General features: G+C 60.8%; 12 protein-coding genes and 2 tRNA genes. 9 read left to right on the top strand and 5 right to left on the bottom strand.

Going from position 1 to position 16620, the window contains the following annotated elements; all coding sequences use genetic code 11:
- The 5 genes from U862_RS0118865 to U862_RS0118850 form a co-directional block, all read right to left on the bottom strand.
- Window positions 1–1444: iron ABC transporter permease (locus U862_RS0118865; protein WP_025111850.1), on the bottom strand; the 1444-nt coding region annotated here is incomplete at its 3' end.
- Window positions 1444–2454: an extracellular solute-binding protein gene (locus U862_RS0118860; protein WP_025111849.1), complete on the bottom strand. Its 1011-nt coding sequence runs from the start codon at window positions 2452–2454 to the stop codon at window positions 1444–1446. The genes U862_RS0118860 and U862_RS0118865, both read right to left, overlap by 1 nt.
- Window positions 2455–2466: 12 nt before the next feature.
- Window positions 2467–2676: a hypothetical protein gene (locus U862_RS30795; RefSeq protein ID WP_157836078.1), complete on the bottom strand. Its 210-nt coding sequence runs from the start codon at window positions 2674–2676 to the stop codon at window positions 2467–2469.
- Window positions 2647–2733, bottom strand: a tRNA-Leu gene (locus tag U862_RS0118855). The genes U862_RS30795 and U862_RS0118855 overlap by 30 nt, the downstream gene beginning before the upstream one ends.
- Window positions 2734–2914: 181 nt before the next feature.
- Window positions 2915–3001, bottom strand: a tRNA-Leu gene (locus tag U862_RS0118850).
- Window positions 3002–3227: 226 nt separating this feature from the next.
- Here U862_RS0118850 and rnr point away from each other — a divergent pair.
- The 9 genes from rnr (at window position 3228) to U862_RS0118805 (ending at window position 16618) form a co-directional block, all read left to right on the top strand.
- On the top strand, window positions 3228–5858 hold the full coding sequence (gene rnr, locus U862_RS0118845; RefSeq protein ID WP_025111848.1) for a ribonuclease R: 2631 nt from the start codon (window positions 3228–3230) through the stop codon (window positions 5856–5858).
- Window positions 5855–6619, top strand: coding sequence for a 23S rRNA (guanosine(2251)-2'-O)-methyltransferase RlmB (rlmB, locus tag U862_RS0118840; protein WP_025111847.1), 765 nt, complete (start codon window positions 5855–5857; stop codon window positions 6617–6619). The genes rnr and rlmB overlap by 4 nt, the downstream gene beginning before the upstream one ends.
- A gap of 293 nt (window positions 6620–6912) precedes the next feature.
- A complete protein-coding gene (gene rpsF, locus U862_RS0118835; protein ID WP_025111846.1) occupies window positions 6913–7335 on the top strand; it encodes a 30S ribosomal protein S6 in 423 nt (140 codons plus the stop codon).
- A gap of 28 nt (window positions 7336–7363) precedes the next feature.
- Window positions 7364–7594, top strand: coding sequence for a 30S ribosomal protein S18 (gene rpsR, locus U862_RS0118830; RefSeq protein ID WP_002551829.1), 231 nt, complete (start codon window positions 7364–7366; stop codon window positions 7592–7594).
- 36 nt (window positions 7595–7630) lie between these two features.
- The gene (locus tag U862_RS0118825; RefSeq protein ID WP_025111845.1) at window positions 7631–8524 is read left to right on the top strand and encodes a hypothetical protein; all 894 of its coding nucleotides are present in this window, start codon (window positions 7631–7633) and stop codon (window positions 8522–8524) included.
- A 19-nt stretch (window positions 8525–8543) separates the two neighbouring features.
- Complete coding sequence (gene rplI / locus U862_RS0118820) at window positions 8544–8990, top strand: 50S ribosomal protein L9 (protein WP_003221136.1); 447 nt, start codon at window positions 8544–8546, stop codon at window positions 8988–8990.
- A 120-nt stretch (window positions 8991–9110) separates the two neighbouring features.
- Window positions 9111–10508: a replicative DNA helicase gene (dnaB, locus tag U862_RS0118815; RefSeq protein WP_025111844.1), complete on the top strand. Its 1398-nt coding sequence runs from the start codon at window positions 9111–9113 to the stop codon at window positions 10506–10508.
- A 192-nt stretch (window positions 10509–10700) separates the two neighbouring features.
- Complete coding sequence (locus U862_RS0118810) at window positions 10701–13004, top strand: YgiQ family radical SAM protein (RefSeq protein ID WP_025111843.1); 2304 nt, start codon at window positions 10701–10703, stop codon at window positions 13002–13004.
- 338 nt (window positions 13005–13342) lie between these two features.
- Window positions 13343–16618, top strand: a complete 3276-nt coding sequence (locus U862_RS0118805) for a DUF2126 domain-containing protein (protein ID WP_025111842.1) — start codon at window positions 13343–13345, stop codon at window positions 16616–16618.
- The last annotated feature ends 2 nt before the right edge of the window (window positions 16619–16620 follow it).

Below are 16620 nucleotides of genomic sequence, written 5' to 3'. Positions count from 1 at the left end.
CGGTAGCCAGCGTATTGAGCCCGGTCGGACTCAGCAGCAGCGTCGCCGTCAGTTCTTTCATTGCATCCAGAAACACCAGCGCAAACGCCGCGCCCAATGCCGGGAAGATGATCGGCAGGGTCACCCGGCAAAACGCCGTGAACGACGACGCGCCCAATGTGCGCGCGGCCTCTTCCAGTTGCGGCGCCGCCTTGTTCAGCGCCGTGCGAATCGGCGCCTGTGCCAGAGGCAAAAACAGCAGCGCATAAGCGATCAGCAGCAGCGCCGAAGTCTGGTACAGCGCCGGCACGTAATGCAGGGCGAAATACACCAGCGTCAGGGCAATCACCAAGCCCGGCAGCGCATGCAACAGATACGGCAAGCGTTCGGCCCAGATCGCCAGTTGGCCCTTGTAACGCACCACCAGCAGCCCGACCGGCACCGCCAGCAACAGGCACAGCGCTGCGCCGCCCAGCGACAGTGCCAGCGACGACAGCAGGGCCTCAGTGATTGCGGCAACCGGGAAGGCTGCCGATGAGCCGACCGCCAGCCAATACGCAAGCATGCCCAGCGGAATCCCGCTGCCGACAATCGCCAGCAACAAGCAGTACAACTGACCGACGACGGCCCATGGCCCCAGTCGAACCTGCTCAGCCTGACGCGCCGCACCTTGGCCGGTGCGCACATGCCGGCCTTTGCCGCGTACACGCAGTTCCAGCCACAGCAGCGCCAGACACAGCGCGAGCAATACCGCCGAGAGCATCGCCGCGTTGGCGTTGCTGAATTCCAGTTCGAATTGCTGATAGATCGCCGTAGTGAAAGTTTGCAGGCCGATGATCGACAGAGCGCCGAATTCCACCAGCATGTGCAAGGCAATCAGCAGCGAGCCGGCCAGCAGCGACGGCCAAAGCAGCGGCAGGGTGACACGGAAAAACACCCCCCAGCGGTTCTGCCCCAGGGTGCGGGCGGATTCTTCAAGGGACGGATCGAGGTTGCGCAAGGTCGCCGCTACCGGCAGAAAGATCAGCGGGTACTTCGACAGGCTCATCACCAGGATCGCCCCGCCAAGGCCTTCGAACTGTGCGCTCAACGACACCCAGGTGAAGCTGCTGACAAATGCCGGCACCGCGAACGGCAGGCACAGAATCACGCCCCACAGGCGCCGCCCCGGCAGATTGCTGCGCTCCAGCAGCCAGGCCAGCGACAAGCCAAGCACGCCGCAGGTGAGCGTCACGCCAACCATCAGTGCCAGAGTATTGCGCAGCAAACCGAACACGTACGGGCGCCACAGCAAGTGCAGCGCCTCAGCCCAGCCGGCCTGCCAGGCTTTCAGGCCGACGTAGGCCAGCGGCAACAGGCTCAGCACCACCAGCAATAAGACCGGCAGCACCAACCAGATTGACGGCCGCTTGCGCCGTGGCACGTAACCCCCGCGCGCGGCGGGGGCGGATAACGATGCGGCCATCAGTTCAGGCCAACTTCACGTTCCAGCTCCAAGGCTTCTTCGGCGTTGCCGAGGTCGGCCGGGGTGACGTTCGGTGCTTGCAGCTCACTGAATGGCTTGAGTCCGCGATCCGATTCCATGCCTTTGTGCAGCGGATACTCGGCGGTGGTCTGGGTGATCACGCGCTGGCCTTCCTCGCTGGCCATGTAGGCGAGCAATTGCTGGGCTTCTTTCGGGTGCTTGCTGGATTTCAGTACCGCTGCGCTGGACACGGTGATCAGCCCGCCGACGTCGCCGCCGGTGAAGTAATGCAGTTTCGAGTCGAGTTTGCCTTTTTCGCGCTGCAGGGCGAACCAGTAATAGTTGTTCACCAATACCGTGGCGACTTCGCCGTTCTCCACAGCTTTAAGCGCGACCATGTTGTTGCTGTAGGTTTTGCCGAAGGCGCGCAGGCCGGTCAGCCATTCTTCGGCAGCGTCACGACCGTGCACCTTGATGATTGCCACGGCCTGTTCCTGGAACGCGCCGCTGGTTGGCACGAAACCGACCTTGCCTTGCCATTTCGGATCGGAGAACCCGAGTACCGATGTCGGCAGATCCTTTTCATCGATCAGCTTCGGGTTGTACGCCACCACGCGAACCCGCGCAGTGACGCCGATCCAGGTGCCATTGCCGGCGACGTATTCTTTCGGCAACACGGCCAGCGTGGCGTCATCGGTCTTGGCCAGCAGGCCTTGTTCGCCAAGATTGTTCAGTGGCGGGGATTCTTCGGTGTAGATCACGTCGGCGGGGGAGCGGTCGCCTTCTTCGATCACCTGGCTGGCGAGCTGGTTGCTGCTGCCTTTGCGCACGTTGACGTGAATGCCGGTCTTGGCCTCGAAGGCTTTGGCGATCGCATCGCCGACTTCCTTGTGTTGACCGTTGTAGAGGGTCAGGGCAGTCGTGTCGGCTGCCTGGGTGAGGGGAGTGGCGAGTGCCAGGCCGAGCAGGGTGTAGGTCAAGCCTCGGCGCAGGGTATTTCGAAACGTCATTCGCAGGGTTCCTCACTGTCGCATTGCAAAAACTTGCAACAATGATAAACGATATTGTTTCTCAGATGCGCCTTGCGGGGAGGGCAGGTGTTTGTTAGGGCCGGTGGCTATTGGTTTTTCAATCGCCAGAAACGCAAAAACCCGCTTTCGCGGGTTTTTGTGAAATTCAAGGTCGTAACCTTGAATTTGAATTGGTGCCCAGAAGAAGACTCGAACTTCCACGACCGTAAGGTCACCAGCACCTGAAGCTGGCGTGTCTACCAATTTCACCATCTGGGCATTCATCGCGAGCGTTGCCGCTGTTGATGTGGCGCACTATACGGAGCGCTTTTTGATCTGTAAACCCCTGATTTGATTTTAATAAATCGGTTTTAACAAATCCGTTCCTTAGAATGCAAAAAACCCGCTTTCGCGGGTTTTTGTGTGAGTCTTGAAACTGATCTAGTCTCAAACTCGAAATTGGTGCCCAGGAGAAGACTCGAACTTCCACGACCGTAAGGTCACCAGCACCTGAAGCTGGCGTGTCTACCAATTTCACCACCTGGGCATGATCTACAGCGCGTCTGCGTTGTCGATGGCGCGCACTATACGGAGCGTCTTTTTAACTGTAAACCCCTGCCAGCAAAAAAAATGATTTTTTTTACCGACGGTGTTCAAAAGGGCTTTCAGGCGGCGATACAAGGCTTTAGAAGGGCCTTATAGAGTCGGAAATTTCCCGTTTGATGGCGCCTATGCCAAACTAACCCGCATATAGACAAGGTGAAAACTCTCTAATGGCCGATTGGCAGTCCCTCGATCCCGAGGCCGCTCGTGAAGCGGAAAAATATGAAAACCCTATTCCTAGCCGCGAACTGATCCTGGCGCATCTCGCCGATCGGGGTTCGCCGGCTGCCCGCGAGCAACTGGTCGAAGAGTTTGGTCTGACCACAGAAGACCAGATCGAAGCCCTGCGCCGCCGCCTGCGCGCCATGGAGCGCGACGCTCAACTGATCTACACCCGCCGCGGCACTTACGCGCCGGTGGACAAGCTCGACCTGATCCTCGGCCGCATCAGCGGTCACCGTGACGGCTTCGGCTTCCTCGTGCCGGACGATGGTAGCGATGACCTGTTCATGAGCCCGGCGCAAATGCGCCTGGTGTTTGACGGTGACCGTGCGCTGGCCCGCGTTTCCGGTCTCGATCGTCGCGGACGCCGCGAAGGCGTGATCGTCGAAGTGGTGTCGCGTGCTCACGAAACCATCGTCGGTCGCTACTTTGAAGAAGGCGGCATCGGTTTTGTCGTCGCGGACAACCCGAAGATCCAGCAGGAAGTGCTGGTCACGCCGGGCCGCAACGCCAATGCGCAGATCGGTCAGTTCGTCGAGGTGAAAATCACCCACTGGCCGACTCCACGCTTCCAGCCGCAAGGCGACGTGGTCGAAGTGGTCGGCAACTACATGGCGCCGGGCATGGAAATCGATGTCGCGCTGCGCACTTACGACATTCCGCACGTCTGGCCTGAAGCCGTTCTGAAAGAAGCGGCCAAGCTCAAGCCGGAAGTCGAAGAGAAGGACAAAGAGAAGCGCATCGACCTGCGCCATCTGCCGTTCGTCACCATTGACGGTGAAGACGCTCGCGACTTCGACGACGCGGTCTACTGCGAAGCCAAGCCCGGCAAGTTGCGCCTGTTCTCCGGCGGCTGGAAGTTGTACGTGGCGATTGCCGACGTTTCCAGCTACGTGAAGATCGGATCGGCCCTGGACAACGAAGCCCAGGTGCGCGGCAACTCGGTGTACTTCCCGGAGCGCGTAGTGCCGATGCTGCCTGAGCAGCTGTCCAACGGCCTGTGCTCGCTGAATCCGCATGTTGATCGTCTGGCCATGGTTTGCGAGATGACCATCTCCAAGTCCGGCGAAATGACCGACTACTGCTTCTATGAAGCGGTGATCCATTCCCACGCTCGTCTGACCTACAACAAGGTCAGCGCGATGCTGGAAACGCCGAAGGTTGCCGAAGCGCGCAAGCTGCGTGGCGAGTACACCGACGTCGTGCCGCACCTCAAGCAGCTTTATGCGCTGTACAAAGTATTGCTGGCTGCTCGCCACGTGCGCGGCGCGATCGATTTCGAAACGCAGGAAACCCGGATCATCTTCGGTTCCGAGCGCAAGATTGCCGAAATCCGTCCGACCACCCGCAACGATGCGCACAAGCTGATCGAGGAATGCATGCTGGCGGCCAACGTGGCCACCGCCGAATTCCTCAAGAAGCACGAAATTCCTGCGCTGTACCGCGTCCACGACGGCCCGCCACCGGAGCGTCTGGAAAAACTGCGCGCCTTCCTTGGCGAGCTGGGTCTGTCCCTGCACAAAGGCAAGGATGGTCCGTCGCCGAAGGATTATCAGGCCCTGTTGGCGAGCATCAAGGACCGTCCGGATTTCCACCTGATCCAGACCGTGATGCTGCGTTCGCTGAGTCAGGCGGTGTACAGCGCCCAGAACGAAGGCCACTTCGGCCTGAACTACGAAGCCTATACGCACTTCACTTCGCCGATCCGTCGTTACCCGGATCTGCTCACACACCGCGCCATCCGCAGCGTGATCCATTCGAAACAGGACACCCCGCACGTTCGTCGTGCCGGTGCGATGACCATTCCGAAGGCGCGTATCTATCCGTACGACGAAGCGGCGCTGGAGCAACTCGGCGAGCAGTGCTCGATGAGCGAACGCCGCGCCGACGAAGCGACCCGCGACGTCGTGAACTGGCTCAAGTGCGAGTTCATGAAGGATCGCGTGGGCGAATCGTTCCCGGGCGTGATCACCGCCGTGACCGGTTTTGGTCTGTTCGTGGAACTGACCGACATTTACGTCGAGGGTCTGGTCCACGTCACCGCGCTGCCGGGTGACTACTACCACTTCGACCCTGTGCATCACCGCCTGGCGGGCGAGCGCACCGGTCGCAGCTTCCGTCTCGGCGACACTGTTGAGGTGCGGGTCATGCGCGTCGACCTCGACGAGCGCAAGATCGATTTCGAGATGGCCGAAAAAACCATCAGCGCACCGATCGGCCGCAAGAAGCGTGGCGCCGAAACCGCAGCACCTGCGGCCAAGGTTGCGGACGAAAAGGCTCCGGCAAAAACCGCCAGCCGTCGTCCAGCCAAGGAGAAGGCAGCGGAGGCCTATCGCCCGAGCGATGCCGTGGCGAAAAACGCCGAGCTGCGCAAAAGCCGCGAATTGAAGAAGGCCTTGTTGGCCGAAGCCAAAAGCGGTGGTAAAGCGGCGTCTGGGGGAAAGACCGGACGGTCGGCGCCTGACAAGGCTGCCGGCGGCAAGCCAGCCAAACCGAGCAAACACCGTAAAGGCCCGCCAAAAGCGGGTTCGGCTCCAGCCAGAAGTGGTGGGGCACGTAAACCGAAGGCGAAGTCATGAGTCAGTTGGAAAAAATCTACGGCGTTCACGCGGTAGAAGCGTTGTTGCGTCACCACCCGAAACGCGTCAAGCAGATCTGGCTGGCCGAAAGCCGCAACGATCCGCGCGTGCAGACTCTGATTGAGTTGGCCAACGAAAATCGCGTTCAGGTCGGCCAGGCCGAACGTCGCGAAATGGACGCCTGGGTTGAGGGCGTGCATCAGGGCGTGGTCGCGGACGTCAGCCCGAGCCAGGTCTGGGGCGAGGCGATGCTCGACGAGTTGCTCGACCGCACCGAAGGTGCGCCGTTGTTGCTGGTGCTTGACGGTGTGACCGATCCGCACAACCTCGGCGCCTGCCTGCGTTCGGCAGATGCTGCCGGCGCGCTGGCGGTGATCGTGCCGAAAGACAAGTCGGCAACCTTGACCCCGGTCGTGCGTAAAGTGGCTTGCGGCGCGGCGGAAGTGATTCCGTTGGTGGCGGTGACCAACCTTGCGCGTACGCTGGAAAAGCTTCAGCAGCGCGGTCTGTGGGTTGTCGGTACGGCGGGCGAGGCTGAAGTCAGCATTTACGACCAGGATCTGACTGGCCCGACCATCCTGATCATGGGCGCCGAAGGCAAAGGCATGCGTCGCCTGACCCGCGAACACTGCGACTATCTGGTGAACCTGCCGATGGCCGGTAGCGTCAGCAGTCTCAACGTGTCCGTGGCGACCGGCGTGTGCCTGTTCGAAGCGCAGCGTCAGCGCGGCGCCAAGGCCAAGGCAGCAGCCAGGAAGTAAGGCTGTACGCCATCAAACTGTGGGAGCGGGCTTGCTCGCGAAAGCGCAATGTCGGTCGACTTGAATGTTGCCTGATGTATCGCATTCGCGAGCAAGCCCGCTCCCACAGTGCTTTTCGGTGATTGTTCAAATAATCACCAATTGCCTTGCACCTCTTCTGTCCCTTCTCTACAATTGCGCCCCTTGCTGTGACGGCAGGCACGCATGTGCCCCGCGCCAGCAAGTCCATAAGTGTCATTCACTCCTTGTCTGACCGTTTTTGAGCGGCAGGCTACAACCCGTAAGGAGCATTCATGCGTCATTACGAAATCATCTTTCTGGTCCACCCTGACCAGAGCGAGCAAGTCGGCGGCATGGTTGAGCGTTACACCAAGCTGATCGAAGAAGACGGCGGCAAAATCCACCGTCTGGAAGATTGGGGCCGTCGTCAACTGGCCTACGCAATCAACAATGTTCACAAGGCTCACTACGTGATGCTGAACGTTGAGTGCACTGGCAAGGCCCTGGCCGAGCTGGAAGACAACTTCCGCTACAACGATGCTGTGATCCGTAACCTGGTCATCCGTCGCGACGAAGCCGTTACCGGCCAGTCCGAGATGCTCAAGGCTGAAGAAAACCGCAGTGAGCGCCGTGAGCGTCGCGACCGTCCTGAGCACGAAGGCGCTGATAGCGTTGATAGTGATGACAGCGACAACAGCGATAACGCTGACGAGTAATCCACGGACCTTTTAAGGAGCCTATCAAATGGCACGTTTCTTCCGTCGTCGTAAATTCTGCCGCTTCACCGCTGAAGACGTGAAAGAGATCGATTACAAAGATCTCAACACTCTGAAAGCCTACGTATCCGAGACCGGCAAAATCGTTCCAAGCCGCATCACCGGTACCAAAGCTCGTTATCAGCGTCAGCTGGCCACCGCTATCAAGCGCGCCCGCTTCCTGGCCCTGCTGGCCTACACCGACAGCCACGGCCGCTGAGACCGGGCAGTCGACAAGTAGCAAAGGATTGAATGCATGCGTGCCTTAGCTGAGTTCATCATGCGCGGCCGCATGCAGGCCACTCTTGTAGTGGCTGGATGTGCAACATTGCCGTTGTTGTATTGGTTGGGTGCTGCCGCCGGGAGCCTGGTGCTTCTGCGGCGCGGATTGACGGACGCCCTTGGCGTCCTGTCCTTGGGGCTGCTGCCGGCTTTGATCTGGTGGCTGTATGCCGATGATCCACGGGCACTTCTGGTGCTGCTGGGGTCTTCGGGGCTTGCGTTGGTGTTGCGCGCAAGCGAATCCTGGGTCCGCACGCTGCTGGTCAGCGTAGTGATCGGAGTGGTGTTTTCAGTGGTGCTCGGGGCGGCGTTTGCGGCCCAGATCGAGATGCTCGCGCAGGCCTTGATAAAGGTCATGCCGGCGCTTCTTGGTGAAACCTACAAGCAATTGTCGGTGGATGAGCAAGCGCGTTTCGCGTCCCTGATTGCACCGGTCCTGACCGGACTGATTGCGGCCCTGTTGCAGATCGTCAGCGTGCTGAGCCTGATTATCGGGCGTCATTGGCAGGCGTTGTTGTACAACCCGGGTGGTTTTGGTCGCGAGTTTCGCGCCATCCGGATCCCGCTGGGGCCGGCGATGTTGCTGCTGGCGTTGATGCTTCTGGGCCCGAATCTCGGTGCACAGATGGCCATGTTGACGCCGTTGTGCAGTGTACCGCTGGTGTTCGCCGGACTGGCCCTGATTCACGGGCTGGTCGGGCAGAAGCGACTGGCCGGTTTCTGGCTGGTGGGGTTGTACGTCACGCTGTTGCTGTTCATGCAGCTGATCTATCCGTTGCTCGTGGTTCTGGCCATTGTCGACAGCCTGATTGATTTTCGCGGTCGTCACGTGTCGAAAGACACCGATAACGCGAACGGTGAAGGTTAAAAGTTAAGAGGATTTCCACATGCAACTGATCCTTCTGGAAAAAATCGCCAACCTGGGCAACCTGGGCGACAAAGTAAACGTTAAGGCCGGTTACGGCCGTAACTACCTGCTGCCTTTCGGCAAAGCTACCGCTGCGACCGCTGCCAACCTGGCTGCTTTCGAAGAGCGTCGTGCTGAGCTGGAAAAAGCTGCCGCAGACCGTAAAGCATCGGCTGAAAGCCGTGCTGCCCAACTGGCCGAGCTGGAAGTGACCATCACTGCCACCGCTGGCGACGAAGGCAAGCTGTTCGGTTCGATCGGTACTCACGACATCGCTGACGCACTGACCGCTTCCGGCGTTGAAGTGCAGAAGAGCGAAGTTCGTCTGCCGAACGGCACCATCCGCAACGTGGGTGAATTCGACGTGGCTGTGCACCTGCACGCCGAAGTTGAAGCCACCGTACGCGTTGTCGTGGTAGCAGCTTAAGCAACACTTGTCGGCTGGCACCCTCGGGTGCTTGCCGGTAACATCGGGCACGATCCTGTTTACAGGTCGTGCCCTTTGTCTTTCTGGTACTCCCGTTTTCAAACCTGACTCCAAGTGGCCATGAACGAAATCTCCGCTCCCGAGCAATACGATCTGCAAACCGCCGCGCTGAAAGTGCCGCCGCATTCCATCGAGGCCGAACAGGCTGTACTCGGTGGTCTGATGCTGGACAACAACGCCTGGGAGCGCGTGCTCGATCAAGTCTCCGACGGCGATTTCTACCGGCATGACCACCGTTTGATCTTCCGTGCGATCGCCAAACTGGCCGATCAGAACATGCCGATCGACGTCGTGACCCTTGCCGAGCAATTGGACAAGGAAGGTCAGACGTCCCAGGTCGGCGGCCTCGGTTACCTGGGCGAACTGGCGAAGAACACGCCGTCGGTCGCCAACATCAAGGCCTACGCGCAGATCGTCCGCCAGCGTGCGACGCTGCGCCAGTTGATCGGCATCAGCACCGAAATCGCCGATGCGGCCTTCAACCCTGAAGGTCGTACCGCCGAAGAGATCCTCGACGAAGCCGAACGGCAGATCTTCCAGATCGCCGAGGCGCGGCCAAAAACTGGCGGCCCGGTGGGCGTCAACGAACTGTTGACCAAGGCCATCGATCGCATCGACACCTTGTTCAACACGGCTGACGCAATCACCGGCCTGTCCACCGGCTACACCGACCTCGACGAGAAGACCAGCGGCCTGCAACCGTCCGACCTGATCATCGTCGCCGGCCGTCCATCGATGGGTAAAACCACCTTCGCGATGAACCTGGTGGAAAACGCCGTACTGCGTAGCGAGAAGGCGGTGCTGGTGTATTCCCTCGAGATGCCAGGTGAATCGCTGATCATGCGTATGCTCTCGTCGCTGGGGCGTATCGACCAGACCAAGGTGCGTTCCGGCCAGCTGGAAGACGACGACTGGCCGCGCCTGACCTCGGCGGTCAACCTGCTCAACGACCGCAAGCTGTTCATCGATGACACCGCGGGCATCAGCCCCTCGGAAATGCGTGCGCGGACCCGGCGTCTGGTGCGTGAGCACGGTGATGTCGGCCTGATCATGATCGACTACCTGCAGCTGATGCAGATCCCTGGTTCCAGCGGTGACAACCGGACCAACGAGATTTCCGAGATCTCGCGATCCCTGAAAGCCCTGGCGAAGGAATTCAACTGCCCGGTGGTGGCGCTTTCGCAGCTCAACCGTTCCCTGGAACAACGTCCCAACAAGCGCCCGGTGAACTCCGACTTGCGGGAATCCGGAGCGATCGAGCAGGACGCCGACGTCATCATGTTCGTGTACCGGGACGAGGTCTATCACCCGGAAACCGAGCACAAGGGCATCGCCGAAATCATCATCGGCAAGCAGCGGAACGGTCCGATCGGTTTTATTCGCCTGGCCTTTATCGGTAAATACACCCGCTTCGAAAACCTCGCGCCGGGCAGTTACAACTTCGACGACGATGAGTAAATTCTTCATCGTTTGAGCTGACGCCTTCGCGAGCGAGCCCGCTCCCACACTTGGAATGCATTCAAATGTGTGTGCGGGCTTGCTCGCGAAGGGGCGTGGCGTAATTTCCGACCACAGCCGTCGGAATTGGTCAAAATTTGTGCTATATTCCGCGCCCGCGAAATTCAATGAAAGCCAACACCGGTTATCGACATGCAAGCAGCCAAGCCGTTATTTGACTATCCAAAGTACTGGGCCGAATGTTTCGGGCCAGCGCCGTTCCTGCCGATGAGCAGGGAGGAGATGGATCAGCTCGGCTGGGATTCCTGCGACATCATCATCGTCACCGGTGATGCTTACGTCGATCACCCGTCGTTCGGCATGGCGATCATCGGCCGGCTGCTCGAGTCCCAGGGCTTCCGCGTCGGGATCATTGCCCAGCCGAACTGGCAGTCCAAAGACGACTTCATGAAGCTCGGCGAGCCGAACCTGTTCTTCGGCGTCGCGGCCGGCAACATGGACTCGATGATCAACCGCTACACCGCGGACAAGAAAATTCGCTCCGACGACGCCTATACCCCGGGTGGCATGGCCGGCAAACGTCCGGATCGCGCGAGCCTGGTCTATAGCCAGCGTTGCAAGGAAGCGTACAAGCATGTGCCGATCGTACTCGGTGGCATCGAAGCTTCCCTGCGCCGTATCGCTCACTACGACTACTGGCAGGATCGCGTGCGCAACTCGATCCTGATCGACGCCAGCGCCGACATCCTGCTGTACGGCAACGCCGAGCGGGCGATTGTCGAAGTCGCGCAGCGTCTGTCCTACGGGCACAAGATCGAAGACATCACCGACGTGCGCGGCACCGCGTTCATCCGTCGTGACACGCCGCAAGGCTGGTACGAAGTCGATTCCACGCGTATCGACCGTCCGGGCAAGGTCGACAAGATCATCAACCCGTACGTGAACACCCAAGACACCCAGGCCTGCGCCATCGAGCAAGAAAAGGGCCCTGTGGATGATCCCGAGGAAGCCAAGGTCGTACAGATCCTGGCCAGCCCGAAGATGACCCGCGACAAGACCGTGATCCGCCTGCCGTCGATGGAAAAGGTGCGTAACGACCCGGTCCTGTACGCCCACGCCAACCGCGTGTTGCACCTGGAGACCAACCCGGGCAACGCCCGTGCGCTGGTGCAGAAACATGGCGAAATCGACGTCTGGTTCAACCCGCCGCCGATTCCGATGACCACTGAAGAAATGGACTACGTGTTTGGCATGCCTTACGCGCGGGTTCCGCACCCGGCGTACGGCAAGGAAAAGATCCCGGCCTACGACATGATCCGTTTCTCGGTGAACATCATGCGTGGCTGCTTCGGTGGCTGCACCTTCTGCTCGATCACCGAGCACGAAGGCCGGATCATCCAGAACCGTTCCGAAGAGTCGATCATTCGCGAAATCGAAGAGATCCGCGACAAGGTGCCAGGCTTCACCGGCGTCATTTCCGACCTTGGCGGCCCGACCGCGAACATGTACCGCATCGCCTGCAAGACGCCGGAAATCGAATCCGCGTGCCGCAAGCCGTCCTGCGTGTTCCCGGGGATCTGCCCGAACCTGAACACCGACCACTCGTCGCTGATTCAGCTGTACCGCAGCGCCCGTGCCTTGCCGGGTGTGAAGAAGATCCTGATCGCTTCCGGGCTGCGTTACGACCTCGCGGTCGAGTCGCCGGAGTACGTCAAGGAGCTGGTGACCCACCACGTCGGCGGGTACCTGAAGATCGCCCCGGAACACACCGAGGAAGGTCCGCTCAACCAGATGATGAAACCGGGCATCGGCAGCTATGACAAGTTCAAGCGCATGTTCGAGAAGTACACCAAGGAAGCGGGCAAAGAGCAGTACCTGATTCCGTACTTCATCGCCGCCCACCCGGGCACCACCGACGAAGACATGATGAACCTGGCGCTATGGCTCAAGGGCAACGGCTTCCGTGCCGACCAGGTGCAGGCGTTCTACCCGTCGCCAATGGCTACCGCCACCGCGATGTACCACTCGGGCAAGAACCCGCTGCGCAAGGTCACGTACAAGAGCGACGGCGTCACCATCGTCAAGAGCGAAGACCAGCGTCGCCTGCACAAGGCGTTCCTGCGTTATCACGATCCGAAAGGCTGGCCGATGCTGCGCGAAGCGCTGATTCGCATGGGCCGTGGTGATCTGATCGGGCCGGGCAAGGATCAACTGATCCCGGCCCATCAGCCAGCGACCGACAGCTACCAGAGCGCCCGTCGCAAGAACTCGACACCGGCCGGCAGCCACAAGGTCGCGAAAGAGAAGACCACCAAGATTCTCACCCAGCACAACGGCCTGCCGCCGCGTGCCAGTGACGGTGGCAATCCTTGGGACAAGCGTGAACAGGCCAAGGCGGCGGCGTTCGCCCGCAACCAGCAGGCGGCCAAGGAGCGCAAGGACGCGGCCAAGGGCAAAGGGCCGAAGCCGGCTCGCAAGCCAGTGGTCCCGCGCTAAGCCGCTTTTCAGCTCAACAGAACGCCAACCTTCGGGTTGGCGTTTTGCATTTCAGGGTTCAAGAAATGTGCTGAAACGACTGACCCCTTCGCAAGCAAGCCCGCTCCCACATTTGGAATACGCTCTCCGGTGGGAGCGGGCTTGCTCGCGAAGGCGTCCTCAAAGGCGCCGCATCAACAAATGCCGCCACATTTAGGCGCAACTTCGCTAAACCATTTCCCCGCATCGCCCGATTTTGGTGCTGTACTGCCCTGAGCATTCCGGGAAAGCGCCCAAGCCCCTGCATGGCATAAGTCTTGCGCGCTTTCGAATACGCTTAGGCTCGCAGGAGGCACGCCGTGTCGATTCATGTCGCATTGCATCACGTCACGCATTACCGCTACGACCGTGCTGTCGAACTCGGTCCGCAGATCGTTCGCCTGCGCCCGGCTGCCCACAGCCGCACGCGGATACTGTCGTATGCGCTGAAAGTCTCGCCCGAGCAGCATTTCATCAACTGGCAGCAGGACCCGCAGGGCAACTACCTCGCGCGTCTGGTCTTCCCCGAGAAAACCGACGAACTGCGCATCGAGGTTGATCTGCTGGCCGAAATGGCTGTGTTCAACCCGTTCGACTTCTTCCTCGAACCCTACGCCGAGACAATCCCCTTCGCCTACGCGGTCGATGAACGTAAGGAACTGGCGCCGTACCTCGAAACCCTGCCGCTGACCCCGGCTTTCAAAGCCTATCTGGACGGCATCGATCGCACGCCGCTGCCCGCCGTGGATTTCCTGGTGATGCTCAACCAGCGCCTCAGCGAAGACATCCGCTACCTGATCCGCATGGAGCCGGGTGTGCAGACCCCGGAGCACACCCTCGAACACGCCTCCGGCTCCTGCCGCGATTCGGCGTGGCTGTTGGTGCAGTTGCTGCGTAATCTCGGGTTGGCCGCACGGTTTGTCTCCGGTTATCTGATTCAACTCACCGCCGACGTGAAAAGCCTCGACGGCCCGTCCGGCACCGAAGTCGACTTCACCGACCTGCACGCCTGGTGCGAGGTGTACTTGCCCGGTGCCGGCTGGATCGGTCTGGATGCCACGTCCGGATTATTCGCCGGTGAAGGGCATATCCCGTTGGCCTGTAGTCCCGATCCGTCCTCGGCAGCGCCGATCAGCGGCTTGGTCGAGCCATGCGAATGCCAGTTCAGCCACGAGATGTCGGTGGAGCGGATCTGGGAAGCGCCACGGGTGACCAAGCCCTACACCGACGAGCAGTGGCAGGCGATTCAATCGCTGGGCCGACAGATCGATGCCGATCTGCTGCAAGGCGATGTTCGCCTGACCATGGGCGGCGAACCGACCTTTGTCTCCATCGACGACCCTGACGGCGCCGAGTGGAACACCGCCGCGCTAGGCCCGGACAAGCGCCGGCTCTCCGCCGAACTGTTTCAGCGCATGCGCAAGCATTACGCGCCGAAAGGCCTGGTGCATTTCGGTCAGGGCAAGTGGTACCCGGGCGAGCAATTGCCGCGCTGGTCGCTGAACTGTTACTGGCGCCGGGACGGCGTGCCGATCTGGCACAACAATGCGCTGATCGCCGACGAACAGCAGGATTACGGCGCCGACGGCGTGCTGGCCGGGCGTTTTCTGGCGAGTGTCGCCGAGCGCCTGAAGTTGCCCGCCCGCTTTGTGTTTGCGGCCTACGAAGACAACTTCTATTACCTCTGGCGCGAGGGCGCGCTGCCGAGCAACGTCAGCGCCGAAGACTCACGGCTGGAAGAACCGCTGGAGCGCGCGCGTCTGCGCAAAGTCTTCAGTCAGGGCCTGGATAAAGTGATCGGCCAGGTGCTGCCGCTGGCGCGCACCGCCAAGGGCGATCAATGGCAGAGCGGGCGCTGGTATCTGCGTGACGAGCATTGCCGACTGGTGCCGGGAGACTCGCCGCTGGGTTATCGCCTGCCGCTCGGTTCGCAGCCATGGGTGAAGGCCGCCGAGTATCCGTTCATTCATCCCAACGATCCGAATCAGGACTTCCCACCGCTACCGGATGCGGCCCAGCTCAACAGCCACGGCGAGGCGGCCCCGGCGCAGGAGCGCGCAGCGAAAGTCGACGAGTCCGCCGACTGGCTGACTCGCACCGCATTCTGTGCCGAGGCGCGCGAAGGGCGTCTGTATCTGTTCATGCCGCCGCTGGAGCGTGTCGAGGATTATCTGGAACTGGTGGCGGCTATCGAGGCCACCGCCGAAGAGCTGCATTGCCCGGTGCTGCTGGAAGGTTATGAGCCGCCGAGTGATCCGCGCCTGAGCAACTTCCGTATCACCCCGGACCCGGGCGTGATCGAGGTCAACGTGCAGCCGTCCGCGTCCTGGGACGAACTGGTCGAGCGCACCGAGTTTCTCTATGAAGAGGCACGGCAAACTCGCCTGACCACCGAAAAATTCATGATCGACGGGCGTCACACCGGCACTGGCGGCGGCAACCATTTTGTCCTCGGTGGCGCGACCCCGGCGGACTCGCCGTTCCTGCGCCGCCCGGATCTGTTGCGCAGTCTGATCAGCTATTGGCATAACCACCCGTCGTTGTCCTACCTGTTTTCCGGCTTGTTCATCGGCCCGACCTCGCAGGCGCCACGGGTCGACGAGGCGCGCAACGACGCCTTGTACGAACTGGAAATCGCTTTTGCGCAGATGCCGCAAGCGGGCGAGGAGTGTCCGCCGTGGTTGGTGGATCGGCTGCTGCGCAATTTGCTGATCGACGTCACCGGCAATACTCACCGTGCCGAGTTCTGCATCGACAAACTGTATTCGCCGGACGGGGCGACCGGGCGCCTCGGTCTGCTCGAGTTGCGCGCGTTTGAAATGCCGCCGCATGCGCGCATGAGTCTGGCTCAGCAGTTGTTGCTGCGGGCGCTGGTTGCGCGATTCTGGCGTGAACCGTATGCGCCGCCAAAACTGGCGCGCTGGGGCACCGAACTGCACGACCGGTTCATGCTGCCGCACTTCATCGAGCAGGATTTTGCCGACGTCATCGTCGAACTCAACAGTGCCGGTTATCCATTGCGCGCCGAGTGGTTCGCCGCGCATCTGGAGTTCCGTTTCCCCAAGGTCGGCGATTGGGCGGTCAATGGCATCGAACTGGAACTGCGCCAGGCGCTGGAGCCTTGGCATGTGCTGGGTGAGGAGGGCACGGCGGGCGGCACGGTGCGCTATGTCGATTCGTCGCTGGAGCGTCTGCAGATCAAACTCAACGGGCTGCCGCCACAACGTTACCTGCTGACCTGCAACGGCGTCCCGGTGCCGCTGCAGCCGACCGGGCGCATCGGCGAGTTTGTTGCCGGAGTGCGCTTTCGGGCCTGGCAACCGGCCAACTGCCTGCAACCGACCATCCCGGTGCACGCGCCGCTGGTGTTCGACCTGCTCGACACCTGGATGCAGCGCTCGCTGGGCGGCTGTCAGTACCACGTGGCGCACCCGGGCGGGCGCAACTACGAGACGCTGCCGGTCAATGCCAACGAAGCGGAGAGCCGGCGCATGGCGCGGTTTTTCCGCATCGGCCACACGCCAGGGAAACTTCCGATACCGAACCTGACAATCTCCGACGAGCTGCCAATGACGCTCGATTTGCGACGTTTCTGAGC

This window comes from Pseudomonas sp. H1h (assembly GCF_000633255.1).
Lineage (GTDB): Bacteria > Pseudomonadota > Gammaproteobacteria > Pseudomonadales > Pseudomonadaceae > Aquipseudomonas.
This window is presented reverse-complemented; position numbering and strand designations above follow the sequence as displayed.